The sequence below is a fragment of the Nocardioides sp. Z43_10 genome, from assembly GCF_059766615.1.
This window is the reverse complement of the sequence record NZ_JCBAJY010000004.1, coordinates 370,842-396,551: the sequence shown is the minus strand read 5'-3', so window position 1 is coordinate 396,551 and position 25,710 is coordinate 370,842. Positions and strand designations below refer to the sequence as shown.

The window sequence follows — 25,710 nt, the reverse complement described above, 5'->3', positions numbered from 1 at the left end:
TCCACAGTGAGGCAGATCACTGGATCTGGCCAGGGTGGCCCGTCCCCGACCCCGTCGACGGCAGGAGACCACCCCGAACGAGAAAAGGGCCTCCGACCTGTATCTCCAGGTCAGAGGCCCTTCACTTGCTCCCCCGGTTGGACTCGAACCAACAACCCTCCGGTTAACAGCCGAATGCTCTGCCAGTTGAGCTACAGGGGACCGCTAGGCAGCGGGGAAACACTAGCAAGTGCCTCGGTGCATGCGAAATCGGGTAGTGGTCCCGGGCGTGCCGCGACGAGGTCGCTAACGCTCCCCGACCTCGGCCTGGGCCTCGCTCAGCGCCCGGGTCGCGAGGTCCACCACGGCCGGGTCCTCGGGGTCCACGCCGGCGTCGTACTCGAAGAACCAGCGAAGCGGACGGTCGCCGCGCGGCGCCCGGCGCGCGATCACCGCGAGTCCGTGGCGCCCCTCGACCTTCACCCGTCGCTGGAGCACAATGCTGGCCGTGACCCGCTCGCGCACCAGCTGCAGCAGCAGCGCCGGCTCGGTCAGCTCCAGGCGGTGGTCGGGGCGGAGGACCCCCCAGGTGCCGACCTCGGTGACGCGCAGGGTGGAGGTCTCGGCGTCCCAGTCGGCCGCCTCGATGTCCTCCCAGGCGATCCGCAGCGTCGAGCCTGCGCTCTCGCCGGGCAGGTGCAGCGCGTCGCGCGTGCCGACCACGACGCGCCCGTCGCGGGTGGGGGCCCAGGCCAGCGCCTTCTCCCCGGCGGGGAGCCGGACGTCGGGCCGCTCGCGACGCCGGATCACGAGGACGCCCCGATGGCCAGGTCGCGCAGGCTGCGGCGGTGCTGCTCGAGGGCGACCAGCTCACCGAACATCTTGTTGTACTCCGTCGCGTGCTCGACGGGGTTGGTTCGCTGCAGGCGCGACTTGAGGTCGGCGATGCGTCGCATGGCGGTCAGCTCCTGAAGCCGGTAGACGTGGGCGGCGACGTACGTCGCGTCGGGCTCGCGCAGCAGCGGCTCCACGGCGAGCGCGCTGATCGCGGCGGAGACCTCGGGCTCACCGGCCGCCTGGTCGCGCAGCCGCGCGGCCCAGCCCGGGTCGCTGGTGCCCGTGGCGGGTCCGCCGGAGGCGTGCACCGCCTGCCAGACGCTGCGGTAGGTGGGGTGGGTGAAGTCGTTGTCCGCCACGTCGCCGATCACCGCGCCCACCTGCGCGGGATGCTGGATCACCAGCTTCAGCGTCTCGCGCTCCAGCGCGAAGCGCGGGTCGCGGAGGCTGGGCAGCTGGCGACGCGGCGGCGCGGCGGGCTCGCCGCCGCCGGCCGCGGGGCCGGTGGCGCGCGCGCCGGTGCGCGTCTCGACCGGTGCGGAGCGGCCGCGGGCCTGGGCGCGCTTGACCTCCGAGCGCGCCTGCTCGATGTCGACGCCGACCATCCCGGCGATCTCGCGCGCGAAGGCGTCGACCTTGGAGCGGTCCCGCACGCTCGAGACCAGGCGCGCCGCCTCGCGCACGGCGTCGACGCGGGCGTCGGCACGGTCGAGGTCGTACTTGCCGACCACGTTCCCGAGCACGAACCGGTACAGCGGCACCCGGCGGGCCACCAGCTCCCGGACCGCGGCGTCGCCCTGCGCCAGGCGCAGGTCGCAGGGGTCCATCCCGTCCGGCTCGACCGCCACGTAGGTCTGGGAGACGAAGTTCTGGTCGCCCGCGAAGGCGCGCAAGGCCGCCTTCTGTCCGGCGGCGTCGCCGTCGAAGGTGAAGATGACCTCGCCGCGGAACTCCTCGTGGTCGTGCATGAAACGGCGCAGCACCCGCGCGTGGTCGTCGCCGAAGGCGGTCCCGCAGGTGGCGATCGCGGTCTTCACCCCGGCCAGGTGGCAGGCCATCACGTCGGTGTACCCCTCGACCACCACGGCCTGGGAGGTCCGGGCGATGTCGCGCCGGGCCAGGTCGAGGCCGTAGAGGACGTGGCTCTTCTTGTACAGCGGCGTCTCGGAGGTGTTGAGGTACTTCGCGTCGATGCGGTCGTCGTCGAAGATCCGGCGCGCGCCGAACCCGATGGTGTCGCCGCTGGCGTCGCGGATCGGCCACAGCAGCCGTCCCCGGAAGCGGTCGTAGGTGCTGCGCCCCTGACCGACCAGCCCGGCCACCACGAGCTCCTCGTCGCGGAAGCCCTTCTGGCGCAGGTGGCGCAGCAGCGCCTCACCGTCGCGGGGGGCGAAGCCGACGCCGAACGTCTCGGCCGCCTGCTGGTCGAAGCCCCGGCTGCCCAGGAACTGGCGCGCGACGAGCGCCTCGGGGGTGCCCAGCTGGCCGGCGTAGAACTCCTGGGCGGCACGGTTCGCCTCGACCAGGCGGGTCCGCGGCGGGCCCTTGGGGCGCTGGTCGGCCTCCTCGCCCTCCTCGCGGCGCAACTGCACGCCGTACTTGTCGGCGAGCTTCTCGATCGCCTCCACGAAGCCGAGCCCGTCGATCTTCATCAGGAAGGCGATCACGTCGCCGCCCTCGTTGCAGCCGAAGCAGTGCCAGAACTGGCGGGCGGGGGTGACGTGGAACGACGGCGACTTCTCGTCGTGGAAGGGGCACAGTCCCTTCTGCGAGCCGCCGCCGGCGTTGCGCAGCGTGACGTAGTCGGAGACGACCTCGTCGATGCGCGCCTTCTCACGCACCTCGGCGATGTCCTCATCGCGGATCAGCCCAACCACAGCCGGAGTCTACGGCTCAGCCGATCGGGCCGGAGCAGCCCTCCACCACGACGCCTCAGTAGTCCCCCGCCATCTGGTTGGCCAGCGCCTCCCCGGCCGCGAACCGCGCCAGCTGTGCCTGCACCAGACGGTGCGCGCGCGGCCACATCGCGCTGCTGGCGCCGCCGACGTGCGGCGAGACCAGGAGGTGCGGCGCCTGCCACAGCGGGTGCTCGGCGGGCATCGGCTCGGTGTCGACGACATCGACGGCCGCGCTGATCCGACCGGTGTGCAGCTCCGCGACGAGCGCGTCGGTGTCCACCACGGCGCCGCGGGCCATGTTGACCAGCAGCGCCCCGTCGCGCAGCCGGGAGAGGAAGTCGGCGTCGACGAGCCCCCGGGTCTGCTCGGTCAGCGGCACGATCAACACCACCACGTCGGCCGCCGGCAGCAGGTCCGGCAGCTCCTCGAAGGCGTGCACGCCCGCGCGGGCGGTGCGCGCCACGCGCACCACGTCGGCCTCGAAGGCGCGCACCCGGGCCTCGATGGCCTGCCCGATCGCGCCGTAGCCCACGATCAGCACGCTCTTGTCGGCCAGCGACTCACTCCACCGGGGCTCCCACGAGGCCCGGTCCTGGGCCCGCACGAAGTCCGGCACGCCACGCAGGGAGGCCAGGATCAGGGTCAGGGTCAGCTCGGCGGTGGAGGTGTCGTGGATGCCGCGCCCGTTGCACAGGGTGACCCCGGCGGGGACCCGGGCCCGGACGTTGTCGACGCCCGCGGAGAGGGTCTGCACCACCCGCAGGCTGCTCATCCGCGGGAGGACGTCGCCCACGTCGCTGCTCATCCGGTACGGCGTGACGTAGAACTCGACGTCGCCCACCGAGTCGGGCACGTGCTCGGAGGGGTCGACGACCTCGTAGCGCAGGCCCGCGGGCACGTCGCCGAGCAGGGCGGGTTCGAAGGGCAGCCAGACCAGGGGTTCGCTCACCCGGGTGAGACTACGGGCCCGCGACCACGCCCGTGCCACACAGGCGGCGGTGCCACGCCACGGCGCTCGCGTCGGTCAGCGACGCCACCTGGTCGATGACCACCCGGCGACGCTGGGCGTCGTCGACCGCCTCCGCCCAGTCGCCGGCGAAGGGCCCCTCCAGGGTGACCGGGGCGTCGCGCCAGACGGCCTCCACCAGCTCGGCCATCAGCTGTCGCTGGCGCTCCATCAGCGCGACCCGGTCGTCGGCGCGCATCACGTAGTGGGCGGCGATCCCCTTGAGGACGGCGATCTCCAGGCGGGTCACCTCCGGCACCACCAGGTCGGCGCGGTAGCGCACGAACGGGCCGTCGCCGGCGGCCCAGGTGGCCGCCTGGACGCTGCCGCAGAAGCGGCCGACCAGGTCGCTGGTGAGGTTCTTCAGCGCGGCCAGGCTGCGCCGGCTGCCGTCGTACGGCGTGCGGGGCCAGCTGCCCTGGGTCTGCAGCCCGGCCAGGACCGCGTCCAGCGTGGCGTCGTCGGCGCTCGGCACGTACCAGTCGCGCACCGTCTGGAAGACCTCGTGGCGCTCGGCCTCGACCAGGGTGAGGTCGATGCGTCCCGCGACCACGCCGTCCTCCACGTCGTGCACGGAGTAGGCGACGTCGTCGGCGAGGTCCATCACCTGGGCCTCCAGGCAGCGCGCGCTGCCCTCGACCCCGGCGCGCATCCAGTCGAACACCGGGCGGTCGTCGTCGTAGACGCCGAACTTCACCACGAAGCGCGGCGAGCCGTCGGCGTGCACGCCGCGCGGGGGCTCGGCGGCGCTGCGCGGCCAGGGGTACTTGGTGCAGGCGTCGAGGGTGGCCCGGGTCAGGTTGAGCCCCACCGAGCGGGCGCCGGGGTCGTCGCCGGTGAACGTCTTGGCCTCGAGCCGGGTGAGCAGCCGTAGCGTCTGGGCGTTGCCCTCGAACCCGCCGCAGTCGGTGCTGAGCTCGGCGAGCACCTGCTCGCCGTTGTGGCCGAACGGCGGGTGGCCCAGGTCGTGGGCCAGCGCCGCGGTCTCCACGATGTCGGGGTGGCAGCCCAGCGCGCGAGCCAGGTCGCGGCCCACCTGGGCGACCTCGAGGCTGTGGGTGAGGCGGTTGCGCACGAAGTCGTCGGACTGCGGCCCGACGACCTGCGTCTTGGCGGCCAGCCGGCGGCTCGCCGCGGCGTGCACGACGCGGGCGCGATCGCGCTCGAAGGCGGTGCGGATCGGCGCGTCGACCCGCTTGGGCGGCTCGTCGACGATCCGCTCGCGGGAGGCGGCGTCGTACAGGTCGGGGTCCAGGTCATCCATCGCCTGCGACCCTAGCGCCGGGCACCGACCCTCCGACGAGGCCCCGCCCGCCGGCGGGCTGCCGGGGAGGACAAGCCGGGGCACGGCCGGCGTACTCCCCACACGAAAACCCCACTTCCCACGTGTTCCTTCATGTGGGAAGCGGGGGTTTCACGAGTTAACTCGTGAAAGCCGCGGCCGCGGCCGCAGTCCTCAGTTCGTCGTGACGTGCACGTGGTCGTAGTGGTTCGCGGTGCTCGAGCCGCGGTCGGACATCGAGCGCCAGCCCTCGCCGGAGCGCTCGACCGACCAGATCTTCTGGGCGTAGATCAGGTAGGAGACGCCGAGCTCGGCGTAGTTGGCGCGGATGAACTCCGCGACCTCCCAGCCGCGGTCGCCGCTGACCATGATGTCCACGGCCAGCCCCTGGGAGTGCTCGCCGTCGCCGCGGAAGGTGCCGTAGGTGGTGATCTCGGGGAACGCCGCGCAGACGGCCTGGTGCACCGCGGAGACGTTGGGGCTCACGCCGGAGGCGACCGAGGTGCCGTTGGTGCACTCGCCGCCGATGCCCTCGACGGGCTTCTCCTCGGAGAGGTAGCCGGCGCTCACCCAGTAGGCGGTGCCCTTGACGACGATCTCCTCGCGGCCGGACTCGGCGCGCTCGGTGACCAGGACCTTCTCGCCGGCGTCGACGACGCCGGCCTGGCGGGACCCGGCGCCGGGTCCGTCCCAGAGGTTGAGGTCCTCGGTGGTCCACATCCGGGTGTCGGCGCGGGACACGGCCCGGCGGGTCTCGGCGGCCTCGCGGGCCGCCCGGGCCTCGGCTCGGGCCTGGGCGCGGGCCTCGGCCTTCGCCTTGGCGGCGGCCGCGGCGCGGCGGGCCTTGCGGGCCTCGGCGCGCTGCTCGCGCACCTCGGCGACGGCGGCCGCGTCGGCCGGGAGCAGAGCGGTGCGACCGGAGGCCCGGGAGACCACCTCACGGTCGGTCACGTCGATGAGGGAGCTGTCCGCTCGGTAGGTGTCGTCGCTGGAGGCAGGGTTGCTGCCGAGCACGCCGAGACTGACGGCGGAGAGGGTGGCGAGTACCGCGATGGGCGCGGCCACAAGAACTGCAGTGGGCTTACGGCGGGCATCGGTGTCCCGCTTGTGGCTGTTTGCCACGGCGCTGATCCTTAGCTGTTGCTGGCGGAGACGCCCCGGACGGAGATGGTCCGACCTGGGCACGTCTTGCGAGTCAAACACACCTGGCAAGCCCAAGCAGAATTCAGGCCACTCTCAGGTGCGGTGTTCCCAGTCACCCGCCCGAGGTCTCGCCGGCCTCCTCGCGCGTCGCCCAGCCGCTGCCGTCGGTGTCGTCGAGCCACCCCTCGGGCAGCACCACACGCTTGCGCGGGGAGCCCTGACGCCCGCGCGGCGAGCCGAGCTCGGCCACCGGATAGGGGGCGGTGGGGTCCAGCTCGGCGAGCAGCCGGTCGAGGGTGGCGAGGCTGTCGATCAGGGCGAGCGCGTGGCGCAGCGGACCGCCGGCCGGGAAGCCCTTGAGGTACCACGAGACGTGCTTGCGGAACTCCTTGCAGCCGCGCTCCTCCCCCATGTGCCGGCTCAGCAGCTCGGCGTGGCGGCGCATCATCGTGCTCACCTCGCCGAGGGTGGGCAGGGTGGCCACCTGCTCGCCGGAGAAGGCGGCGGCCAGGTCCCGGAAGAGCCAGGGCCGCCCCAGGCAGCCGCGACCCACGACCACCCCGGCGGCGCCGGTCTGCTCGACCATCCGGACGGCGTCGGCGGCCTCCCAGATGTCGCCGTTGCCGAGCACCGGGATGTCGACGTGCTCGACGAGCCGGGCGATCGCGTCCCAGTCGGCCTCGCCGGAGTAGGCCTGCTCCACCGTGCGCCCGTGCAGCGCGATCGCGGCGACGCCGCTCTCCTGCGCGATCCGGCCGGCGTCGAGGTAGGTCAGGTGCTCGTCGTCGATGCCCTTGCGGGTCTTCATCGTCACCGGCACGTCGTACGGCGTGGCGGCGCGCACGGCCGCCTGGAGGATCTCGCCGAGCAGGCCGCGCTTGTAGGGCAGCGCCCCGCCACCGCCCTTGCGGGTCACCTTGGGCACCGGGCAGCCGAAGTTGAGGTCGATGTGCGCGACGCCGTACTCGGCGCAGAGGATCTCGGCGGCCTTGCCCACGTAGGCGGGGTCGGTGCCGTAGAGCTGCACCGAGCGCACCGTCTCCAGCTCGTCGAAGACCAGCATCGAGCGGGTCACGGCGTCGCCCTCGACCAGGCCGCGGCTGGTGATCATCTCGCACACGTAGAGGCCTGCGCCCTGCTCGGCGCACAGCCGCCGGTAGGCGGCGTTGGTGATCCCCGCCATCGGCGCCAGCACCACGGGCAGGTCCACGCGCAGGGACCCGAGCGTGAGCGAGGAGGGCAGGGCATGCATGGCGGCCATTCTTCCCGGCCGCCCAGCACCGCCCAAATCAGCCCTTCCGGGCCTTGCCCCGCTTCTTCTGGCGCTTGCGGTCCTTGCGGTCCTTGCGGGCCGGCTCGGCGTCGGTGACCTCGCCGGTCCAGGTGATCGGGTCGAAGGCCTGGGTGGGGCGGAAGCTGGCGGCCTCGAGCACGCCGCGCGCGGGCGCCAGGTACACCAGGCAGAGCTCGGCCTTGGCCCCGGTCGGGAACTTCGCGGGCAGCGCGGTGCTCGGGCACGGGGCGAAGGAGCTGCCGAAGGTGGACTGCTGGATCAGCGTGTCGGTGCCGTCCACCACGTAGAGCGGCACCGGCACCCGGCCCAGGTCGCTCTCGCCGACGTTCTCCACCGAGACGTGCACGTAGTAGGGAGTGGAGGCGCGGCTGGCCTCGTCGAGGCGCCAGCCGGAGAACGCCCGCATCGTGGCCCGCTCGAAGCTCTGCGGCGTCAGCGAGAGCACGCCGGTGGTGTCGGCGCGCGGCTCCCAGGCCACCACCGCCTCCTCGCCCAGGCTCAGCTCGGAGCCGGGGTCGGTGAGCTCGACGCCGGCCGGCACCTCGGGGTAGGCGGCGGCCGAGGTGGTGGCGTCCGAGGCGGCGTCGTCGCCGTCCTCGCCCGAGCACGCGGTCAGGACGAGCAGGGCACAGAGCCCGGCGGCGGCGAGCCGGACCGCCCGCGAGGGGGAGGCTGCGCGGGCGAGGGGCGACGTCATGGCGTCATTGTGCATCACGGCGCTGCCGCCGACGCCGCCCCCACGCGGCGGCTCAGCAGCCGAGCAGGCGCTCGCCGAAGTAGCGCGAGATGCCGTCGAGGCTGATCCGCTCCTGGCTCATCGAGTCACGCTCGCGCACCGTCACCGCGTTGTCGTCGAGGGTCTCGAAGTCCACCGTCACGCAGTACGGCGTGCCGATCTCGTCCTGGCGACGGTAGCGACGGCCGATCGCCCCGGAGTCGTCGAACTCGACGTTCCAGTTCTGGCGCAGCTCGGCGGCCAGCGCCTTGGCCTTCGGGGAGAGGTCGGCGTTGCGCGACAGCGGGAGCACCGCGACCTTGACCGGCGCCAGACGCGGGTCGAGGCGCAGCACGGTGCGGGTGTCGACGCCGCCCTTGGTGTTGGGGGCCTCGTCCTCGGTCCAGGCGTCGACCAGGAAGGTCATCAGGCTGCGCGAGAGGCCGGCCGCCGGCTCGATGACGTAGGGCACGTAGCGCTCGTTGCTGGCCTGGTCGAAGTAGGACAGGTCCTGGCCGGAGTGCTGCGAGTGCGTCTTCAGGTCGAAGTCGGTGCGGTTGGCGATGCCCTCGAGCTCGCCCCACTCCGAGCCGGCGAAGCGGAAGCGGTACTCGATGTCGACGGTCCGCTTGGAGTAGTGGCTCAGCTTCTCCTTGGCGTGCTCGTAGTGGCGCAGGTTGTCGGGGTTGATGCCGAGGTCGGTGTACCAGCGGGTCCGCTCGTCGATCCAGTACTGGTGCCACTCCTCGTCCTCGCCGGGCTTGACGAAGAACTCCATCTCCATCTGCTCGAACTCGCGGGTGCGGAAGATGAAGTTGCCCGGCGTGATCTCGTTGCGGAAGCTCTTGCCGATCTGGGCGATGCCGAACGGCGGCTTGCGCCGGCTCGAGGTGACCACGTTGGCGAAGTTGAGGAAGATGCCCTGAGCGGTCTCCGGGCGCAGGTAGTGCAGCCCGCTCTCGTCCTCGGTGACGCCGAGGTGGGTCTTGAGCATGCCGGAGAACTGGCGGGGCTCGGTCCACGCGCCGCGGGTGCCGCAGTTGCTGCAGGCGACGTCCTTGAGGTCGACGTCGTCGGGGTTCTCGATGCCCTTCTTCTCCGCGTACGCCTCCTGCAGGTGGTCGGCGCGGAAGCGCTTGTGGCAGGACTGGCACTCGGTCAGCGGGTCGTTGAAGGTGTCGACGTGACCGCTGGCCTCCCAGGTCTGGCGCGGCAGGATCACGCTGGAGTCGAGGCCGACGACGTCCTCGCGCGCCTGGACCATCGACTTCCACCACTGGCGCTTGATGTTGTCCTTGAGCTCGACGCCGAGCGGCCCGTAGTCCCAGGCCGAGCGGGTGCCGCCGTAGATCTCGCCACAGGGGTAGACGAAGCCTCTGCGCTTGGCGAGGGAGACGACGTGATCGACGATGGATGCGGGCGGCTTGGCCACGGGACTGCTCCTGGGATCGGGACCGGCCGGCTGGCTGCCGACCGCAAGCGCTCAGCCTAGCGAGCGGGTGCGCGCGGTGTTCAGGTCGCCTCCGGGGACGACCACCTCGTAGGCCGACGGCTCGTCGAGGGCCTGCGCGAGCAGCCCGACGGCGCCCACCTTCACGTCGTAGGCCGACAGCGCGCGCCGGTAGGCCCCGACGTGCTCCCAGCGGGTGGTGAGCACCCACAGCGCCGGGTCGTCGACGTTGCGCCCGACGGTGCCACCGAGGTAGCCCGGGCATCGCGCCAGCAGCGCGTGGGCGCCCTCGACGTCGCTGCGGAAGGCCTCGGCCCGCTCGGCGGCGACCCGGAACCTGTTCACGACCAGCATCGGCCCACCGTAGCCACCGCCCCGACGAGACCGAGGACACGCCTCGACAGATTGACAATGATTCTCACTTTGCTGAGAATCGTTCTCATGCACCGCCTTCTCCGCCCGAGCGTCGCCGTCGCCGCCACCGCCCTGCTGCTGGCGGGCTGCGGGACCGGCTCGGACTCGGCCGGGACCTCCGGCGACACGCTGGAGGTGGCGGCCGCGTTCTACCCGCTGGAGTACGTCGCCTCGCGGGTGGGCGGCGAGCACGCCGAGGTCACCAACCTGACCCGCCCCGGCGGCGAGCCGCACGACCTGGAGCTCGCCATCAAGGACACCGCCCGGCTCGCCGGCTCCGACCTGGTGGTCTATCTCGAGGACTTCCAGCCGGCCGTGGACGCCGCCGTCGAGGAGAACGCCGAGGGCGCCGTGCTCGAGGCGGGCTCGGCGGTCGACCTGCAGCCGTACGCCGAGCACAGCGACGAGGCCCACGAGGACGAGGGGCACGACGAGGGGCACGACGAGGGGCACGACGAGGAGGGCCACGACCACGGTGACGAGGACCCGCACTTCTGGCTGGACCCGCTGCGGATGGCCGAGCTCGGCGACGCCGTGGCGGACGAGCTGAGCGAGCTCGACCCCGACCATGCCGACGACTACGCCGCCAACGCGACGGCCCTGCGCACCGACCTCGAGAGGCTCGACGCCGAGTACGAGAAGGGGCTGGCGTCGTGCGAGCGCGACCTGGTCGTGGTCAACCACGACGCGTTCGGCTACCTGAGCCGCTACGGGCTGCACCTGGAGCCGATCGCCGGCCTCTCCCCCGACGCCGAGCCGTCCCCGGCGGACCTGGCCCGCCTGCAGGAGCTGATCCGTGACGAGGGCCTGACCACGGTCTTCTCCGAGAGCCTGGTCAGCCCCAAGACCGCCGAGACGCTGGCCGCCGACGTGGGCGTGCGCGCGGACGTGCTCGACCCGCTCGAGGGTCTCTCGGACCAGACCTCCGGGGAGGACTACCTCTCCCTCATGCGCGCGAACCTGCGCGCCCTGCAGAAGGCGAACGGCTGTTGAGACACGACTCCCCGCCCCAGACTGCCGTCGAGGTCCGCAACGGCTGTGTCGAGATCGCCGGGCGACCGATCCTGCGCGGGATCGACCTGGCGGTGCGACCGGGCGAGTTCGTGGCCCTGATGGGGGCCAACGGGTCCGGGAAGTCGACCCTGGTCCGGGCGATGACCGGGCTGCGTCCGCTGGCCGGGGGCGAGCTGCGGCTCTTCGGCACCCCGATCCGCTCGTTCCGGGACTGGCAGCGCATCGGCTTCGTCCCGCAGCGCCCCGGCGCCGCCAGCGGGGTGCCGACCTCGGTCGCCGAGGTGGTCGCCTCCGGGCGCCTCACCCGGCGCCGTCTGCTGCGGCCGATGAGTGCCGCCGACCGCCGGGCGGTGAGCGACGCGCTCGAGGTCGTCGGTCTCGCCGACCGCGCCCGCGACGGCGTCTCCACCCTCTCCGGCGGCCAGCAGCAGCGGGTGCTGATCGCCCGTGCGCTCGCCGGCGAGCCGGAGCTGTTCTTCCTCGACGAGCCCACCGCGGGCGTCGACCTGCCCAACCAGCAGGCCCTGGCCCGCGCCCTCGAGCTGCTCTCCGGGCGCGGCGCGACGATCGTGCTGGTCGCCCACGAGCTCGGCCCGCTGGCGCCGCTGGTGCACCGCGCCGTGGTGATGCGCGACGGCCGGGTCTCCTACGACGGCCCGCCGCTGAGCGCCGAGGACCTGATGGCCGAGCACGGGCACCACCACGCCGGGGCCGCGCGCCCCGACCACACCCCCCACGTCGGCTCGCCGCTCGATCCGGCCGATCCCGAGGACCACCTCTGATGACCGACCTGCTCTCACTGGCGTTCATGCAACGCGCGCTGGTCGCCGCGCTCTTCACCGGCTTCGCCGCACCGATCGTGGGCATCTACCTGGTCCAGCGCCGACTGGCCCTGATGGGCGACGGGCTGGGACACGTCGCGGTCACCGGCGTCGCCCTCGGCCTGGTCACCGGCACGTCCCCGACCTGGACCGCGGTGGTCGTCGCCATCCTGGGCGCGGCGCTGATCGAGATCATCCGCGAGCGCGGACCGGCCAACGGCGACGTCGCCCTGGCCCTGCTGTTCTACGGCGGCATCGCCGGCGGCGTCCTGCTCGCCGGACTGGGCGGGGAGAGCGCCTCGCGGCTCAACCAGTTCCTGTTCGGCTCGCTGACCTCGCTCAGCGACGGCGACGTCTGGTTCACCGTGGCGCTCTCGCTGGTGGTGGCCGCGCTCGGCGTGGGGCTGCTGCCCCAGCTGTTCGCGGTGGCCCAGGACCAGGAGTTCGCCCGGGTCGCCGGGCTGAACGTGCGCGCCTACAACCTGCTGGTCGCCGTGCTCGGCGCGGTCACCGTGACCGTCGCGATGCGCACCGTCGGCCTGCTGCTGGTCTCCGCGCTGATGGTGGTGCCGGTCGCGACCTCCCAGCAGCTGATGCGCTCCTTCCGGACCACGCTCGCGCTGGCCACCGCGCTCGGGGCGGGCGCCGCCGTCGGCGGGCTGCTGTTCGCGGCGTGGCTCGGGGTCGAGCACGACGCCAGCGTGGCCACCGGCCCGACGATCGTGCTGCTCTCGCTGGCCGGGTTCGCGCTCACCTGGCCGCTGGGCGTCTGGCTGCGTCGGCGCCGACGCCTACGGGTGCCGTTCCCCATCCTCGGGGACGAGGCCGTGCGACCGGCTGAGGAGCATCCCCACGCGCACGGGCCGGGCTGCGGCCACCAGGCCGTCGAGCACGGGGACCACGTCGACTACCTGCACGACGGGCACCGCCACGCACCCCAGGGAGGCCACTATGACGAGCACTGAGCCCTCGCCGAACCCGCCGCGGCCCGCCGTACGGCCCACCCGCCAGCGGCTCGCCGTCATCGAGGCGCTCGAGGCGTGCTCCGACTTCCGCTCGGCCCAGGAGATCCACGACCTGCTCGGGCGCCGCGGCGAGCAGGTCGGCCTGGCCACCGTGTACCGCACGCTGCAGCGACTCGCCGACCACGGCGAGGTGGACATGCTGCGTGCCGCGGACGGGGAGGCCTCCTACCGGCGCTGCTCGGAGAGCCACCACCACCACCTGGTGTGCCGCGCCTGCGGCGCCACCGTGGAGGTGGAGGGCCCGACCGTCGAGCGCTGGGCCGCCTCGGTGGCCGCCCAGCACGGCTTCTCCGCGGTGAGCCACACCCTGGAGATCTTCGGCACCTGCCCGACCTGCCGCGGCTGACCGGCCACGGCCGGACCCGGATTCTCAGCGGTTCGGCTGGGCTCCGCCGTAGCGCCGGTCGCGGCGGGCGTAGGTGTCGATCGCGGCCCAGAGGTGGCGCCGGTCGACGTCGGGCCACAGCACGTCGCTGAACACGAGCTCGGAGTAGGCGGCCTGCCAGAGCATGAAGTTCGAGAGCCGCTGCTCCCCCGAGGTCCGCCAGACCAGGTCGGCGTCGGACTGCTCGGGGACGTAGAGATGGCGGGCGAACATCCGCTCGTCCACCTTCTCCGGGTTGATCCGTCCCGCGGCCACCTCGCGGGCGATGGAGCGTGCCGCGTCGGCGACCTCCGCGCGGCCTCCGTAGTTGACGCACATGGTCAGCGTCAGCACGTCGTTGTCGCGGGTGAGCTCCTCGGCCACCTGCAGCTCGCGCACCACCGACTTCCACAGCCGCGGCGCGCGCCCGGCCCACCGCACCCGCACCCCGAGCTCGTGCATCTCGTCGCGGCGCCGGCGGATCACGTCGCGGTTGAAGCCCATCAGGAAGCGGACCTCGTCGGGCGAGCGTGACCAGTTCTCGGTGGAGAACGCGTAGGCCGACACCGCCTTGACGCCGATCTCGATGGCGCCCTCGACCACGTCGAACAGCGAGCTCTCGCCCTGCTCGTGCCCCGCGGTGCGCGGCAGGCCGCGCTCCTTGGCCCACCGGCCGTTGCCGTCCATCACGATGGCCACGTGCCGGGGCACCAGCTCGGGGGGCACCGACGGGGGACGCTCACCGGAGGGATGGGGGGTCGGAGGACGAACGGCGCGCTTCACAGGCGAAAGACTAGGACCTGGCCGCGCGCCACCTATGCTGTCCCCGGGGCCGCACCCCTCGGCGGTGCGCCTCAGAGGAGGATGCGCCGTGGCCAGCATCGACCAAGAGATCGAGCACCAGCTCTTCATGCTCTTCCGGCGCACGTTCGCCATCCACGTGGTGACGTCCTCGGGGGCCTACGAGCTGGACCGGTCCACCTACGGGATCCTCTGCCTGCTCGCCGATGAGGGCCCCCAGCGCCTGGGCCGGATCGCCTCCGCGTTCAGCCTCGACCCGTCCACGATCACCCGCCAGGTGCAGGCCGTGGTCCGCCTCGGGCTCGCGGAGAAGGCCGTCGACCCGCAGGACCGCCGGGCCAGCATCGTGACGCTGACCGACGAGGGGCGACTCGCGGTGGACAGTGCCCGCGGGCACCGCCGCCAGATGCTCACCACGATCCTGGCCGACTGGTCCACCGAGGACCGCGCCGAGTTCCTGCGCGGCCTGACCCGCTTCAACAACACGATCTCGGAGTGGATCGAGAACGACGCCATCCCCGGGCAGCCCCCGCCGCCCGAGTAGCGGCGCTCAGCGCTCGACGTACTCCAGCGAGCGCAGCCCACGCTCGAGGTGCCACGCGACGTAGGCCGAGACCAGGCCGCTGGCCTCGCGCAGGTGCCGCGGCTCCGCGGCCTCCACCACGTCCCACTCCCCGGCCAGCAGGGCGCCCAGCACCCGGATCGTCTCCGCGGGCGGCGACGCGGACCCGGGCAGCCGGCAGGCCGCGCACAGCACACCCCCGGCGGACGGGTTGAACCACCGGTGCGGCCCGGCCACCCCGCAGCGCACGCAGTGGTCGAAGGACGGCGCGTACCCGGCCACCGACAGCGAGCGCAGCAGGTAGGAGTCCAGCACCTGGTGGGAGCCCCGCTCGCCGGCGGTCAGCGCTCGCAGCCCTCCGACCAGCAGCAGGAACTGCTGCACGGCCGGCTGGCCCTCCTCCACCACCAGCCGGTCGGCGGTCTCGAGCATGGCCGTGCCCGCGGTGTAGCGGTCGTAGTCGAGACCCAGTCCGGCCGAGAAGGGGTTCAGGGTCTCGGCCTGGGTGACGGTGTCGAGGTTGCGGCCCTCGGCGAGCTGGAGGTCGACGTGGGTGAACGGCTCCAGGCGCGAGCCCCAGCGCGACGTGGTGCGACGCACGCCCTTGGCCACCGCCCGCACCCGCCCGCGGTTGCGGGTCAGCAGCGTCAGGATGCGGTCGGCCTCACCCAGCTTGTGGGTGCGCAGGACGATCGCTTCGTCGCGGTAGAGGGGCACCCCCCCATTGTGCCGTGCTCAGGCGCCGGCGCGGCGTCGGCGCGACGTGGCGCTCGACTGGGGCCAGCAGGCGAGCGCGAAGCGGGTCGCCTCCTCGTCGAGGCGGCGTGGGCGCACCCGCCACTCCAGCACGCTGGTGGCCCGCACGAACGTCGCGTGGGGCATCTCGTTGGCCAGCATCGCCGCGTCGGCGGCCGGGTGCAGCGGGTCGGAGGGGTGTCCCACCACCATGGCCGGCATCCGCAGCGCCCGGCGCTGCCGGGAGGAGGGCGCGATCCGGCCGAAACAGACGCCGTGCACGAGGGCGGCCATCGGCGCCGGTCGCTGGTCGCAGATGTCGAGCCCCACGCCGAGCCAGAACGGCACCAGGCCGCGCGGGATCTGCCGGGTCACCCGCCGTACGGCGCTCACCGAGAGCGGCAGGAACCGGGAGGCGAACAGCAGCGGCACCGCGGTGAGCAGGCCCGCCTCCAGCGCGTTGTCGAGGACCGGCATCTCCGCGATCAGGCCGCGCACCCGCTCCGGGGCCGCGACGGCCACCTCGAGGGCGACGTTCGCCCCCAGCGACGTGCCGCCGATCACCGCCTCCTCGGCGCCGAGGTGGTCGAGCAGGGACACCACCTGCTCGGCGAAGGCGGTGGTGGAGTAGACCAGCGGGTCCGCCGGGCGGTCCGAGCGGCCGTGCCCGAGCAGGTCCAGGGTGACCACGTGCAGCCCGGCCGCGGCGAGGCTGCGCGCCAGCGGCTGGTGCATCCGGCGCGGCATCAGCTGCCCGGGCAGCAGCACGACCCAGGACCCGCCCGCGCCGTACTCGGTGTACTCCAGCCGGTCACGCTCCCCGCCGCTGCCCACGAAGAACTGCCCGATGCGTTCGGAGACCACGACCATGACGGCAATGTAGTGGCTGAGCGGGCCGCGCGCCTGCGATCCTCGACCGATGAGCGATGTGGAACTGCGCCGGGTGGGCCCCGAGGACTGGCGGCTGTGGCGTGCCATCCGCCTGCGCGCGCTGGAGGACTCCCCCGACGCGTTCGGCTCGACGCTGGCGCGCGAGCGCGCGTTCACCGAGGCCGAGTGGCGCCAGCGCACCAGCGGGCGCGCGGTGGTGGCGCTGGTCGACGGCGTGCCGGCGGCCCTGGGCGCCGGGATCGGCGAGGCGCCGGAGCCGGTGCAGGTGGTCGCGATGTGGGTCGACCCCGCCCACCGCGGCACGGGCCTGGGCGGGCTGGTGCTCGACGAGATCGTCGCCGGCGCCCGCGCCGAGGGGCGCGGCAGCGAGCTCGACGTCGTGCACAGCAACGCGACGGCATGGTCGGCGTACCTGTCGCGGGGCTTCGTGCCCACCGGGCAACGGCGTCCGCTGCGCCCCGGCTCGGACCTGGTCGCCGAACGTCTGGTGCTGCCCCGCGACGAATCGTGTCCGGGTCGTCACTGAAGTCGCCCCGCGACGCGTCTGAGTACACGAGACTGACCCCATGAGCTCCTCGGGACGCGTCCGGCCTGCCCAGCTGGGCGTGCTGGCTTCCGCCGCGGGCATCGTCGTGACGGCGGTGCTCGCGGTCGCGTTCACCCCCGGCGACACCTACGTCGCGCACTGGTGGCCGGCGGCCGGCATCGCGATGGCCCTGGTCGCACTCGGCCCGCGCTCGTGGTGGCCCGGGCTGGGTGTGCTCGTCGCCGTCTGCTCCGCGGCCGGGAACCACCTGGGCGGGGTGCCGCTGGGCCTGGCCGCTGCCTTCGGCCTGGTCAACGCGTGCGCCGCCGTCACCGCGGGGCTGTGCCTGCGCCGTGGCCCGGGGCCGCAGCTGCGCACGCTCGAGGACTTCGTGCGCCTGGTGGGCGCGGTGCTGGCCGGGGCCGGGGTCAGCGGCCTGGGCTTCGCCGGGATCGCCGCGCTGACCGGCTCGGACCCGTACGCGCGCGCGTTCCTCACCGTGGCCGCCGCCAACGCTGCGGCGGACCTGGTGATCGTCCCCCTGGTGCTGACCTGGCGGCGCTCGGCTGCGCCGTACCGGCGCCAGGAGCTGCTGGTGCAGTGCCTCGCGCTGGCCGTCGTGCTGACGGTGGCGTTCTCCCCCGCCCAGACGCTGTCCCTGGCCTTCCTGCCGCTGCCGCTGCTGATCTGGGCGGGCCTGCGGATGGGGGCCCGGGTGACGAGCCTGCAGCTGGTGGCGCTGTGCGTCATCGTCACGCTCACCGCGGCCCAGCGCAGCGGACCCTTCGCCCACGGCCTGGGCGACGTCGCCCTACCGGCGCAGACGATCAACGCCCTCGTCCAGGCCTACCTGGTCTGTGCCGCCCTGATGGCGCTCCCGCTGGCGCTCACCGTCGAGCAGCGTCGCGAGCTGCTGGCCGAGGTCTCCGCCCGGGAGCGGCTCTTCCGCCGCAGCTTCACCGACTCGATGGTGGGCATGGCGCTGCTGCGCCAGACCCCGCGAGGGCTGGAGATCACCGACATCAACGCGGTGGCGACCCAGATGCTCGGCACGGAACGTGACGCGCTGATCGGACGACCGCTCGGCCGGGTGGTGGAGACCTCGGCCACGACCTCCGAGATCCTCGCCGGGGTCGGCGCCGAGTGCTGCTGGCGCGGCGAGGTGCGACTGCCCGGTCGCCGCGACACCCTGCTGGAGATCGCGGTCTCCTCCCTGGGCGACTCCGCGGGCGAGCCGGCGTTCTCCGCTCAGATCGTCGACCTCACCCCCGAGCACCAGGCCCGCGAGCACCTGCGCGCCGAGCGCGAGCTGATCCGCGCCACCGTGGAGACCACGGCCTGCATGATCCTGCTCGTCGACCTGCAGGGCACGGTGCTGCGCAGCAACCCCGCCGCCACCCGGCTCACCGGCTTCACCTCCGAGCAGCTCGAGGGCCGCCCGGTCTGGGAGTGCATCGTGCCGCCCGCCGAGCGCGCGCACGTGCAGGGCCTCTTCTCCCCGCTGGACGTGCGCGAGTTCCCGCGCGCCCAGGAGACCGACACCCACTGCGCCGACGGCGGGCGGCGTCGGGTGGTGTGGAGCAACGACTGCGTCCACGACGACGACGGGGCGCCGCTCTACCTGGTGATGACCGGTCTGGACGTCACCGAGGAGCGCAGCAGCACCAGCCTGATGACCCACCTGATCCAGGCCGACAACACCACGGCGCTGATCGGGGTGGACAACCACGGCCTGATCACCGTGTTCAACACCGGCGCCCGGCACCTGCTGGGCTATCCGGCCCAGGAGATGGTGGGACGGCGCTTCACCGAGATCCTGGCCGCCTCGCACACCAGGTCGTGGCCGCGCGAGGCCGACGGCACCGTCGCCTTCGCGCCCCTGGTCGCCGAGCTGCGCCACACCGGGACGCCCCAGCTCGGGGACTGTGCGTGGACCACGAGCACCGGGCGCGAGATCACCGTCTCGATGACGCTGAGCATCGTCAAGGACGCCTCCGAGCAGGGCATCGGCTTCCTGTGCGTGGCCCGCGACGTCACCGAGAAGCGACGCGGCCAGGAGATGCTGGTGACCGCGCTCGAGAAGGAGCGCCACGCCGTGGAGCGGCTGCGTCAGCTCGACAACGCCAAGAACGACATCGTCTCCACCGTCAGCCACGAGCTCCGCACCCCGGTGACCAGCATCGTCGGCTACACCGAGATGCTGCAGGACGGCTCGATCGTGGACGCCCTCCCCGAGCAGGTCCCCTTCCTCGCCGCCATCGAGCGCAACGGCACCAGGCTGATCGCGCTGGCCAACGACCTGCTGATGCTGTCCGGCCTGGAGTCCGGTACGGCGACCTGGCAGCGCGAGCGGGTCGACCTGGCCGAGGTGGTGCACCGTGCCCGGGTGGCGCTGGACCCGCTGCTGGCCGGGCGCAAGCTGGAGGTCGTCTTCGAGATGGCCGAGCACGAGGTACCCGTGGACGGGGACCCGGCCCACCTCGAGCGGGTCGCGTTCAACCTGCTCAACAACGCCGTGAAGTTCACCGAGGACGAGGGCCTGATCCGCTGTCGCGTGGAGCGCGACGGGGCCCGCGCGGTCCTGGTCGTCTCCGACAGCGGCATCGGCATCCCGGTGGAGGAGCAGGCGGGCCTGTTCCAGAAGTTCTTCCGCTCCTCCACCGCCCAGGCGCGGGCCATCCAGGGCACCGGGCTGGGGCTGTCGATCATCGCCTCCATCGTGGAGGCGCACGGCGGGGTCATCGACGTGGAGTCCGCGCACCTGGCGGGCACCACGTTCACCGTGACCCTGCCGCTCACCACGTCCCACGCCGGCTGAGCCCGGCCGGGCCCGGCGAGGGCCCGGCCGGCCCTCAGGCGCGGTTGACCGCGGAGATGACCGCCTTCAGCGACGCGGTGACGATGTTGGCGTCGATGCCCACGCCCCACAGCACCTTCTCACCGACGGCGCACTCGACGTACGCCGCGGCGAGGGCGTCCCCGCCCGCCGACAGCGCGTGCTCGTGGTAGTCCAGGACCCGGACGTCGCCGCGGTGCTCGTAGGCGGGGTTGCCGGCGGCGTGCTCGTCGGCGACGAGCCCGTTGAGGGCCTGGACGAACGCGGCAATCGGGCCGTTGCCGGTGCCGGAGAGCAGGCGCGCCTCGCCGTCCACGTAGACGTTGACCTCGAGCGCGTCCTTCTCACCGGCGGCCGAGGAGGTGTGCACGGAGTTGAGCTGCAGCGGGGCGGTGCGCTCCAGGTACTCGGCACGGAACACGTCCCAGATCGCCTCGGGCGGCATCTCGCCGCCCTCGGAGTCGGTGTGCTCCTGGATCACCCGGCTGAACTCGATCTGCGCGCGGCGCGGCAGGTCCAGCTTGTGCTCGGCCTTGAGGATGTAGGCGACGCCGCCCTTGCCGGACTGGCTGTTGACCCGGATCACCGCCTCGTAGGAGCGGCCCACGTCCTTGGGGTCGATCGGCAGGTAGGGGGCCTCCCAGGCGATCTCGGAGACCGGCTTGCCGGCCTGCGCCGCCTGGCGCTCGAGGTCCTCCAGGCCCTTCTTGATCGCGTCCTGGTGGGAGCCGGAGAACGCGGTGTAGACCAGGTCGCCGGCGTAGGGGTGACGCGGGTGCACCGGCAGCTGGGTGCAGTACTCGACCGTGCGGCGCACCTCGTCGATGTCGCTGAAGTCGATCTGCGGGTCGATGCCCTGGCTGAACAGGTTCATCCCCAGCGTCACCAGGCAGACGTTGCCGGTCCGCTCGCCGTGCCCGAACAGGCACCCCTCGACCCGGTCGGCGCCGGCCATCAGGCCCAGCTCGGTGGCCGCGACGGCCGTGCCGCGGTCGTTGTGCGGGTGCAGGCTGATCGCGCTGTGCTCGCGGCGGGTCAGCCCGCGCGAGAAGTACTCGATCTGGTCGGCGTAGGTGTTCGGCGTCGACATCTCGACGGTCGCCGGCAGGTTGAGGATGATCTCGCGGCCCGCCTCGGGCTGCCAGACGTCGGAGACGGCCTCGCAGACCTCGAGGGCGAAGTCGGTCTCGGACTGGGTGAAGATCTCCGGCGAGTACTGGTAGCCGAACTCGGAGAACGCGGCGCCCAGGCTCTGCTCGGCGTACTTCAGCACCAGCTCGGTGCCGCGCGTGGCGATGGTGCGGCACTCGGCCTCGGTGACCCCGAAGACGACGCGGCGAAACAGCGGGGCGGTCGCGTTGTAGAGGTGCAGCGTGGCCCGCTCGGCGCCGACCAGCGACGCGACGGTGCGCTCGATGAGGTCCTCACGGGCCTGGGTCAGCACCGAGATCCGCACGTCGTCGGGGATCCGGTCCTGCTCGACCAGCTGACGGACGAAGTCGAAGTCCGTCTGGCTGGCGCTGGGGAAGCCGACCTCGATCTCCTTGTAGCCCATCTTCACGAGCAGGTCGAACATCTTCAGCTTGCGCGCCGGCGTCATCGGGTCGATCAGCGCCTGGTTGCCGTCGCGCAGATCGGTGGAGAGCCAGCGCGGGGCACGGGTGATCTTCTTCGCCGGCCAGGTCCGGTCCGGTACGTCGACCGGCACGAACGGGCGGTAGCGTGCCACCGGCATCCCGCTGGGCTGCTGCTGGTTGCTGGCGTTGCTCAGGTGGTTCATGGGTGTCCTCGCTGGTGGCTGACCGGTAGGACCACGGTCAGGGTTTTCGGGGGGCGCCGGCAGGCACACACACTCCGCAGCGAGGAGGTCCGGCTGGTCAGACCTCGCTGCGGCAGCGAAGGAGAAGGCGTCGCATGATCATGACGAAGACCACCTTAACGCATAGGTCGGGTCGGTCCCGGGCAATGTCGCCCCCATGGATCCGATGAGCAGCCCGACCGACCCCTGGGGCATCCAGCAGGACTGGATCGACGCCGACGGGCGTCCCCAGCGCCTGCCGGACGAGACCGTCGAGCTGCTGCGCGGCGCGCTCGGCCTACCCCCCGAGGGCCACCGACACCGCATCCCGCTGGTCACCCGGCCGGGGCGCGCCACCGGCCTGGGCACCGTCGAGGTCACCTGCGAGGACGGCAGCGTCCGCACGGTGGGCGACACCCTGCCCGAGGACTTCCCGCTGGGCTACCACCGGATCACCGGCGCCGAGGACGCGCACGCCGTCGGTCGCCGGCTGATCGTCTCCCCGGGACGCTGCTGGCTTCCCGCGCACCAGGAGTGGGGCTGGGCGGTGCAGCTCTACGGCGCCCGCTCGCACGACAGCTGGGGCATCGGGGACCTCGCCGACCTGGGGCGGCTGCGCAGCTGGACCGAGAGCCTGGGTGGCGGCTTCCTGCTGATCAACCCGCTGCACGCGGTCGCGCCGGTCTCGCCGCAGGAGGCCAGCCCCTACCTGCCGGCCACCCGTCGCTTCCGCAACCCGATCTACCTGCGCGTGGAGGACGTGCCCGGCTACGACGCCGCGCTGGCGGCCGCCTACGAGGAGCGGCGCCGCCTGCTCAACGCCGGCGAGCTGATCGACCGCGACGCCGTCTGGGCACTCAAGGGCGAGGCGCTGCGTGCGGCGTACGACGCGGCGCCGGCGGACCCGGAGCTGACGACGTGGCGCGAGCAGCAGGGCGAGGGGCTGCTCACCTTCGCCACCTGGGTGGTGCTCGTCGCCGAGCACGGCCCGGACTGGCGGACCTGGCCCGAGGGGCTGCGCCGACCCGACAGCGCCGAGGTCGGTGCCTTCCGCTGCGCGCACGCCGACGAGATCGACTTCCAGGCGTGGCTGCAGTGGCAGCTCGACGTGCAGCTGCGCCACGCCACCGGCGCCACCACGGTGATCCAGGACCTGCCGATCGGGGTCTCCGGCGCCGGCTCGGACGCCTGGGCCTGGCAGGACGTGCTGGCCGACGCGATGACCGTGGGCGCTCCGCCGGACATGCTCAACTCGACCGGCCAGGACTGGGGCTCCCCGCCGCTGGTCCCCTGGCAGCTCCAGGCCGCGCAGTACCAGCCGTTCATCGACGCGGTCCGCGGCACGATCGCCGGAGCCGGCGGCCTGCGCATCGACCACGTGATGGGGCTCTTCCGGCTCTGGTGGATCCCGCAGGGACACGGGGCCCGAGAGGGCGGCTACGTCCGCTACCCCGCCGAGGACCTGCTCGACATCGTCGCGCTGGAGTCGCACCGCGCCCAGGCGATCGTGGTCGGCGAGGACCTCGGGGTCGTCGAGCCGGGCGTGCGCGAGACCCTCACCGAGCGCAACATCCTCTCCTACAAGGTGCTCTGGTTCGAGGACCAGGAGCCGCAGGACTGGCCGGTGTGCGCGCTGGGGGCGGTGACCACCCACGACCTGCCGACGGTCGCCGGGCTGTGGACCGGCTCGGACGCCGAGGACGCCCTGGCGAGCAGCACGATGACCCACGAGGACGTGCACTCGGGCCGGCGCGAGCTGCTCGGCCGGCTGCGCCGCCACGGCCTCGACGAGCAGGCGAGCGTCGCCGAGGCGGTGGACGCGGCCTACGACCAGCTGGGCCGCGCGCCGAGCCTGCTGCTCTCGGTGGCCCTGGAGGACGCGGTGCTCGAGGAGCGCCGGCCCAACGTGCCGGGCACCGTGCAGCGGGCCAACTGGCGGGTCCCGCTGCCGCTGTCGGTGGAGGAGCTGACCGGCTCCGAGGACGCGCTGCGCCTGGCCCGCCGCGTGGACGAGGCGGTCCGCGCCCGCCGGCGGGGCTGAGCCGGTGCCGCGCCTGCTGGTCGTCCACCACTCCCCCACCCCGGGGGTGCGGGCGCTGAGCGACGCGGTGCTCGCGGGCACCCGCGACGACGCCCTGGAGGGCGTGGAGGTCGTGGTCCGCGAGGCGCTGGTCGCCCGCGCCGCGGACGTGCTGGCCGCGGACGCCGTGCTGCTCGGCACCACCGCCAACTTCGGCTACATGTCCGGCGCGCTGAAGCACTTCTTCGACACCATCTTCCTCGAGGCCGGCGGAGCCCTCAGCGACGACGGGTCCGGCGACTCCGGCGCGGCGGGTGGGGCGGCTGCGAGGAAGCCGTTCGGGCTCTGGGTGCACGGGCGCTACGACACCACCGGGGCGGTGCGCTCGGTGCTCTCCATCGTCGGCGCCCTGCCCTGGCGCCAGGGCGCGGAGGTGCTCGAGGTGCTCGGCGAGGTGGGCAGCGCGGAGCGCGAGGCCGGCTACGAGCTGGGCGGCACCCTCGCGGCGCTGACACTGGACTGATCGCGAACGGTAGGATCGCCACACGCGGCTCCGGCGGAGTCGTCCACACCACCGACTGCACGCACGACGATCTGGGAGGGCCGCGATCCTGTCGCTCGCTCGGCGCCCCGGCGCCCGCCCTCGGCACTCGCTGACCGCACTCGCGGCGACCGCCGCGCTCCTCCTGGCCGGCTGCTCCAGCAGCGACCAGGGGGGCGACGTCGACCCCGAGCAGGTCGACGCCGTCGAGGCACCCGAGCTGGGTGCCTGCCGGATGCTGACCCCCGACGACGTCGCCCAGGCCAGCAACGCCACCCGCAGCATCCCGTGCACCGAGCCGCACACCGCGGAGACCTACGCGGTCGGCACCCTGCCCGAGGAGTACGACGAGGCCGACTACGCCGACGAGGAGCTCGGCCGCTTCGCCTACCGCACCTGCAGCGCCGCCTTCACGAAGTTCCTCGGCACCGAGGAGAGCACGGTGATGCGCTCGGTCGTCAGCTGGGCCTGGTTCCGCCCCTCCGAGCAGGCCTGGGAGGACGGCGCGCGCTGGTACCGCTGCGACATCGTCGGCGGGGGCGAGCAGAGCAAGGAGTACGTCGAGCTGCCGGAGACCGCCAAGGCGCTGCTGCGCGGCCAGGACCCCGACGACAAGTGGATGGTGTGCGCCGAGGGGCCCACGGTGGCCGGCTCGGTCAAGGTGCCCTGCTCCGAGCCGCACGACTGGCGCGCCGTGAGCACCGTCAAGCCCGGGGACGACGACGAGCCCTACCCTGGCGACCGGATCGTGCAGGTGCGCACCCGCGACTTCTGCTCGGAGTCCGTCCTGGCCTACGTCAACTACGCCTCGGACTACGACTTCGGCTTCACCTGGTTCGGCAAGGGCGAGTGGGAGGCCGGGAACCGCCGCTCGATCTGCTGGGCGAGGACCAGCAAGTGAGCGGCCGCGCCCGGCCGCTGTCCCGCTGGTCCGCGGCCGTCCCCGCGCTGGCGCTGGCCGCCGCGCTGCTCACCGGCTGCACCGGTGACGACGACGCCCCGCAGTCGCGTCCCTCGTCGACGCCGAGCGCGACGCCGACGCCCGCGCAGCCGGCCCCGGTGCCGGCGCGCGGCGCCTGCACGCAGCTGGACTACGAGGAGGCGATCTCGCCGACCTCGAGCACCGCCCCGTCGTCGTGCAAGCAGCGGCACACCGCGCAGACGGTCTATGTGGGCCGCCTCGACACCGTGGTGGACGGGCACCTGCTCGCCGTCGACGCCGCGCGGGTGCGTCACCAGGCCGCCGCCGTCTGCCCGCGCCGGGTCAAGGGCTTCCTCGGCGGCTCGACCGAGCAGCTGCGGCTCAGCGTGCTGCGCGCGGTCTGGTTCGCCCCCACCGTGGCGCAGTCCGACGCCGGCCAGGACTGGTACCGCTGCGACGTGATCGCGGTGGCCGGCGAGCGCCGGCTGGCCCCGCTCACCGGACGGCTGAAGGGCGTGCTCACGCGCCCCGCGGGACGCGCCCGCTGGGGGATCTGCGGCACCGCCGAGCCGGGCACCGCAGGCTTCGAGCGCGTGGTCTGCACGGCGCGGCACTCCTGGCGCGCGATCGCCACCATCGACCTGCCCGGGCGCGCCTACCCCGGCGGCGCGAAGGCGCGTGCCGCCGGGCAGGCCGCCTGCGAGGAGGCCGCCGGCGACGTGGCCGACGACCCGCTCAGCTACCGCTGGGGCTACGAGTGGCCGACCGCCGCCCAGTGGAAGGCCGGCCAGCACTACGCCGTGTGCTGGGCCCCGGACTGAGGCACGACGCCCCGC

The 25,710-nt window shown here is 73.2% G+C and carries 24 protein-coding genes and 1 tRNA gene; 11 read left to right on the top strand and 14 right to left on the bottom strand.

Annotated features, from left to right (window positions below):
* Positions 1-128 precede the first annotated feature (128 nt).
* The 10 genes from AC6EI4_RS10190 to AC6EI4_RS10145 all read right to left on the bottom strand — a co-directional run bounded on the left by AC6EI4_RS10190 (position 129) and on the right by AC6EI4_RS10145 (position 9,958).
* Positions 129-201 (bottom strand) — tRNA-Asn (locus AC6EI4_RS10190).
* An 84-nt stretch (positions 202-285) separates the two neighbouring features.
* Positions 286-789 (bottom strand): hypothetical protein, encoded by a 504-nt coding sequence (locus tag AC6EI4_RS10185; protein ID WP_498422667.1) that lies wholly within the window; start codon positions 787-789, stop codon positions 286-288.
* On the bottom strand, positions 786-2,693 hold the full coding sequence (gene dnaG, locus AC6EI4_RS10180) for a DNA primase (RefSeq protein WP_498451368.1): 1,908 nt from the start codon (positions 2,691-2,693) through the stop codon (positions 786-788). The genes AC6EI4_RS10185 and dnaG overlap by 4 nt, the downstream gene beginning before the upstream one ends.
* Before the next feature lie 55 nt (positions 2,694-2,748).
* Positions 2,749-3,663 (bottom strand): 2-hydroxyacid dehydrogenase, encoded by a 915-nt coding sequence (locus AC6EI4_RS10175; protein WP_498451367.1) that lies wholly within the window; start codon positions 3,661-3,663, stop codon positions 2,749-2,751.
* A 10-nt stretch (positions 3,664-3,673) separates the two neighbouring features.
* Positions 3,674-4,984: a deoxyguanosinetriphosphate triphosphohydrolase gene (locus AC6EI4_RS10170; RefSeq protein ID WP_498422660.1), complete on the bottom strand. Its 1,311-nt coding sequence runs from the start codon at positions 4,982-4,984 to the stop codon at positions 3,674-3,676.
* 192 nt (positions 4,985-5,176) lie between these two features.
* Positions 5,177-6,067: a VldE C-terminal domain-containing protein gene (locus tag AC6EI4_RS10165; protein ID WP_498451366.1), complete on the bottom strand. Its 891-nt coding sequence runs from the start codon at positions 6,065-6,067 to the stop codon at positions 5,177-5,179.
* Positions 6,068-6,257: 190 nt separating this feature from the next.
* Positions 6,258-7,397 carry a tRNA dihydrouridine synthase DusB gene (dusB, locus tag AC6EI4_RS10160; protein WP_498422655.1) on the bottom strand — a complete coding sequence of 380 codons (1,140 nt, stop codon included), beginning with the start codon at positions 7,395-7,397 and terminating at the stop codon, positions 6,258-6,260.
* 37 nt (positions 7,398-7,434) lie between these two features.
* Positions 7,435-8,136 (bottom strand): hypothetical protein, encoded by a 702-nt coding sequence (locus AC6EI4_RS10155; protein ID WP_498451365.1) that lies wholly within the window; start codon positions 8,134-8,136, stop codon positions 7,435-7,437.
* A gap of 52 nt (positions 8,137-8,188) precedes the next feature.
* Positions 8,189-9,586 carry a glycine--tRNA ligase gene (locus tag AC6EI4_RS10150; protein ID WP_498422651.1) on the bottom strand — a complete coding sequence of 466 codons (1,398 nt, stop codon included), beginning with the start codon at positions 9,584-9,586 and terminating at the stop codon, positions 8,189-8,191.
* 51 nt (positions 9,587-9,637) lie between these two features.
* Positions 9,638-9,958 (bottom strand): antibiotic biosynthesis monooxygenase family protein, encoded by a 321-nt coding sequence (locus AC6EI4_RS10145; protein WP_498422650.1) that lies wholly within the window; start codon positions 9,956-9,958, stop codon positions 9,638-9,640.
* 87 nt (positions 9,959-10,045) lie between these two features.
* On the opposite strand from AC6EI4_RS10145, the gene AC6EI4_RS10140 reads away from it, so the two are divergent.
* From AC6EI4_RS10140 to AC6EI4_RS10125, 4 genes are read left to right on the top strand one after another with little or no spacing between them, the layout of a single operon-like run.
* On the top strand, positions 10,046-11,011 hold the full coding sequence (locus AC6EI4_RS10140; protein ID WP_498451364.1) for a metal ABC transporter substrate-binding protein: 966 nt from the start codon (positions 10,046-10,048) through the stop codon (positions 11,009-11,011).
* On the top strand, positions 11,008-11,814 hold the full coding sequence (locus AC6EI4_RS10135) for a metal ABC transporter ATP-binding protein (protein ID WP_498422647.1): 807 nt from the start codon (positions 11,008-11,010) through the stop codon (positions 11,812-11,814). Before AC6EI4_RS10140 ends, AC6EI4_RS10135 begins: the two co-directional genes overlap by 4 nt.
* Entirely contained in the window at positions 11,814-12,818 is a 1,005-nt protein-coding gene (locus AC6EI4_RS10130; protein ID WP_498451363.1) for a metal ABC transporter permease, read from the top strand. The genes AC6EI4_RS10135 and AC6EI4_RS10130 overlap by 1 nt, the downstream gene beginning before the upstream one ends.
* Positions 12,805-13,224 (top strand): Fur family transcriptional regulator, encoded by a 420-nt coding sequence (locus AC6EI4_RS10125; RefSeq protein WP_498422643.1) that lies wholly within the window; start codon positions 12,805-12,807, stop codon positions 13,222-13,224. The genes AC6EI4_RS10130 and AC6EI4_RS10125 overlap by 14 nt, the downstream gene beginning before the upstream one ends.
* Before the next feature lie 24 nt (positions 13,225-13,248).
* Here the strand turns inward: AC6EI4_RS10125 and AC6EI4_RS10120 are convergent, their stop codons facing one another.
* Positions 13,249-14,025 carry an isoprenyl transferase gene (locus tag AC6EI4_RS10120; protein WP_498422641.1) on the bottom strand — a complete coding sequence of 259 codons (777 nt, stop codon included), beginning with the start codon at positions 14,023-14,025 and terminating at the stop codon, positions 13,249-13,251.
* An 88-nt stretch (positions 14,026-14,113) separates the two neighbouring features.
* Between AC6EI4_RS10120 and AC6EI4_RS10115 the strand changes: the two genes are divergently transcribed.
* Entirely contained in the window at positions 14,114-14,587 is a 474-nt protein-coding gene (locus AC6EI4_RS10115) for a MarR family winged helix-turn-helix transcriptional regulator (RefSeq protein WP_498422639.1), read from the top strand.
* A gap of 6 nt (positions 14,588-14,593) precedes the next feature.
* On the opposite strand, the gene recO is transcribed toward AC6EI4_RS10115, so the two are convergent.
* On the bottom strand, positions 14,594-15,322 hold the full coding sequence (recO, locus tag AC6EI4_RS10110) for a DNA repair protein RecO (protein ID WP_498422637.1): 729 nt from the start codon (positions 15,320-15,322) through the stop codon (positions 14,594-14,596).
* A gap of 18 nt (positions 15,323-15,340) precedes the next feature.
* Positions 15,341-16,210: an alpha/beta fold hydrolase gene (locus AC6EI4_RS10105; protein ID WP_498451362.1), complete on the bottom strand. Its 870-nt coding sequence runs from the start codon at positions 16,208-16,210 to the stop codon at positions 15,341-15,343.
* A gap of 49 nt (positions 16,211-16,259) precedes the next feature.
* Here AC6EI4_RS10105 and AC6EI4_RS10100 point away from each other — a divergent pair, with 49 nt between their 5' ends.
* Complete coding sequence (locus AC6EI4_RS10100; RefSeq protein WP_498451361.1) at positions 16,260-16,757, top strand: GNAT family N-acetyltransferase; 498 nt, start codon at positions 16,260-16,262, stop codon at positions 16,755-16,757.
* Between the two features lie 40 nt (positions 16,758-16,797).
* Positions 16,798-19,575 carry a PAS domain S-box protein gene (locus tag AC6EI4_RS10095; protein ID WP_498451360.1) on the top strand — a complete coding sequence of 926 codons (2,778 nt, stop codon included), beginning with the start codon at positions 16,798-16,800 and terminating at the stop codon, positions 19,573-19,575.
* 34 nt (positions 19,576-19,609) lie between these two features.
* On the opposite strand, the gene leuA is transcribed toward AC6EI4_RS10095, so the two are convergent.
* A complete protein-coding gene (leuA, locus tag AC6EI4_RS10090; protein WP_498451359.1) occupies positions 19,610-21,373 on the bottom strand; it encodes a 2-isopropylmalate synthase in 1,764 nt (587 codons plus the stop codon).
* A gap of 205 nt (positions 21,374-21,578) precedes the next feature.
* Between leuA and malQ the strand changes: the two genes are divergently transcribed.
* The 4 genes from malQ to AC6EI4_RS10070 are packed head-to-tail and all read left to right on the top strand — an operon-like array spanning position 21,579 to position 25,695.
* The gene (gene malQ, locus AC6EI4_RS10085) at positions 21,579-23,432 is read left to right on the top strand and encodes a 4-alpha-glucanotransferase (protein ID WP_498451358.1); all 1,854 of its coding nucleotides are present in this window, start codon (positions 21,579-21,581) and stop codon (positions 23,430-23,432) included.
* A gap of 4 nt (positions 23,433-23,436) precedes the next feature.
* On the top strand, positions 23,437-23,934 hold the full coding sequence (locus AC6EI4_RS10080) for a flavodoxin family protein (RefSeq protein WP_498422626.1): 498 nt from the start codon (positions 23,437-23,439) through the stop codon (positions 23,932-23,934).
* 55 nt (positions 23,935-23,989) lie between these two features.
* Positions 23,990-24,853, top strand: a complete 864-nt coding sequence (locus tag AC6EI4_RS10075) for a septum formation family protein (RefSeq protein WP_498451389.1) — start codon at positions 23,990-23,992, stop codon at positions 24,851-24,853.
* A complete protein-coding gene (locus tag AC6EI4_RS10070; RefSeq protein WP_498451357.1) occupies positions 24,850-25,695 on the top strand; it encodes a septum formation family protein in 846 nt (281 codons plus the stop codon). Before AC6EI4_RS10075 ends, AC6EI4_RS10070 begins: the two co-directional genes overlap by 4 nt.
* The last annotated feature ends 15 nt before the right edge of the window (positions 25,696-25,710 follow it).

Excerpts from the sequence above, each read along its gene's own strand:
- AC6EI4_RS10125 (WP_498422643.1), top strand. The coding sequence starts at position 12,805 with ATGACGAGCACTGAGCCCTCGCCGAACCCGCCGCGGCCCGCCGTACGG.
- leuA (WP_498451359.1), bottom strand. The coding sequence starts at position 21,373 with ATGAACCACCTGAGCAACGCCAGCAACCAGCAGCAGCCCAGCGGGATG.
- AC6EI4_RS10105 (WP_498451362.1), bottom strand. The coding sequence starts at position 16,210 with ATGGTCGTGGTCTCCGAACGCATCGGGCAGTTCTTCGTGGGCAGCGGC.
- AC6EI4_RS10145 (WP_498422650.1), bottom strand. The coding sequence starts at position 9,958 with ATGCTGGTCGTGAACAGGTTCCGGGTCGCCGCCGAGCGGGCCGAGGCC.
- malQ (WP_498451358.1), top strand. The coding sequence starts at position 21,579 with ATGAGCAGCCCGACCGACCCCTGGGGCATCCAGCAGGACTGGATCGAC.
- AC6EI4_RS10155 (WP_498451365.1), bottom strand. The coding sequence starts at position 8,136 with ATGACGTCGCCCCTCGCCCGCGCAGCCTCCCCCTCGCGGGCGGTCCGG.
- AC6EI4_RS10130 (WP_498451363.1), top strand. The coding sequence starts at position 11,814 with ATGACCGACCTGCTCTCACTGGCGTTCATGCAACGCGCGCTGGTCGCC.
- dusB (WP_498422655.1), bottom strand. The coding sequence starts at position 7,397 with ATGCATGCCCTGCCCTCCTCGCTCACGCTCGGGTCCCTGCGCGTGGAC.
- AC6EI4_RS10095 (WP_498451360.1), top strand. The coding sequence starts at position 16,798 with ATGAGCTCCTCGGGACGCGTCCGGCCTGCCCAGCTGGGCGTGCTGGCT.
- AC6EI4_RS10140 (WP_498451364.1), top strand. The coding sequence starts at position 10,046 with ATGCACCGCCTTCTCCGCCCGAGCGTCGCCGTCGCCGCCACCGCCCTG.
- AC6EI4_RS10170 (WP_498422660.1), bottom strand. The coding sequence starts at position 4,984 with ATGGATGACCTGGACCCCGACCTGTACGACGCCGCCTCCCGCGAGCGG.
- AC6EI4_RS10100 (WP_498451361.1), top strand. The coding sequence starts at position 16,260 with ATGAGCGATGTGGAACTGCGCCGGGTGGGCCCCGAGGACTGGCGGCTG.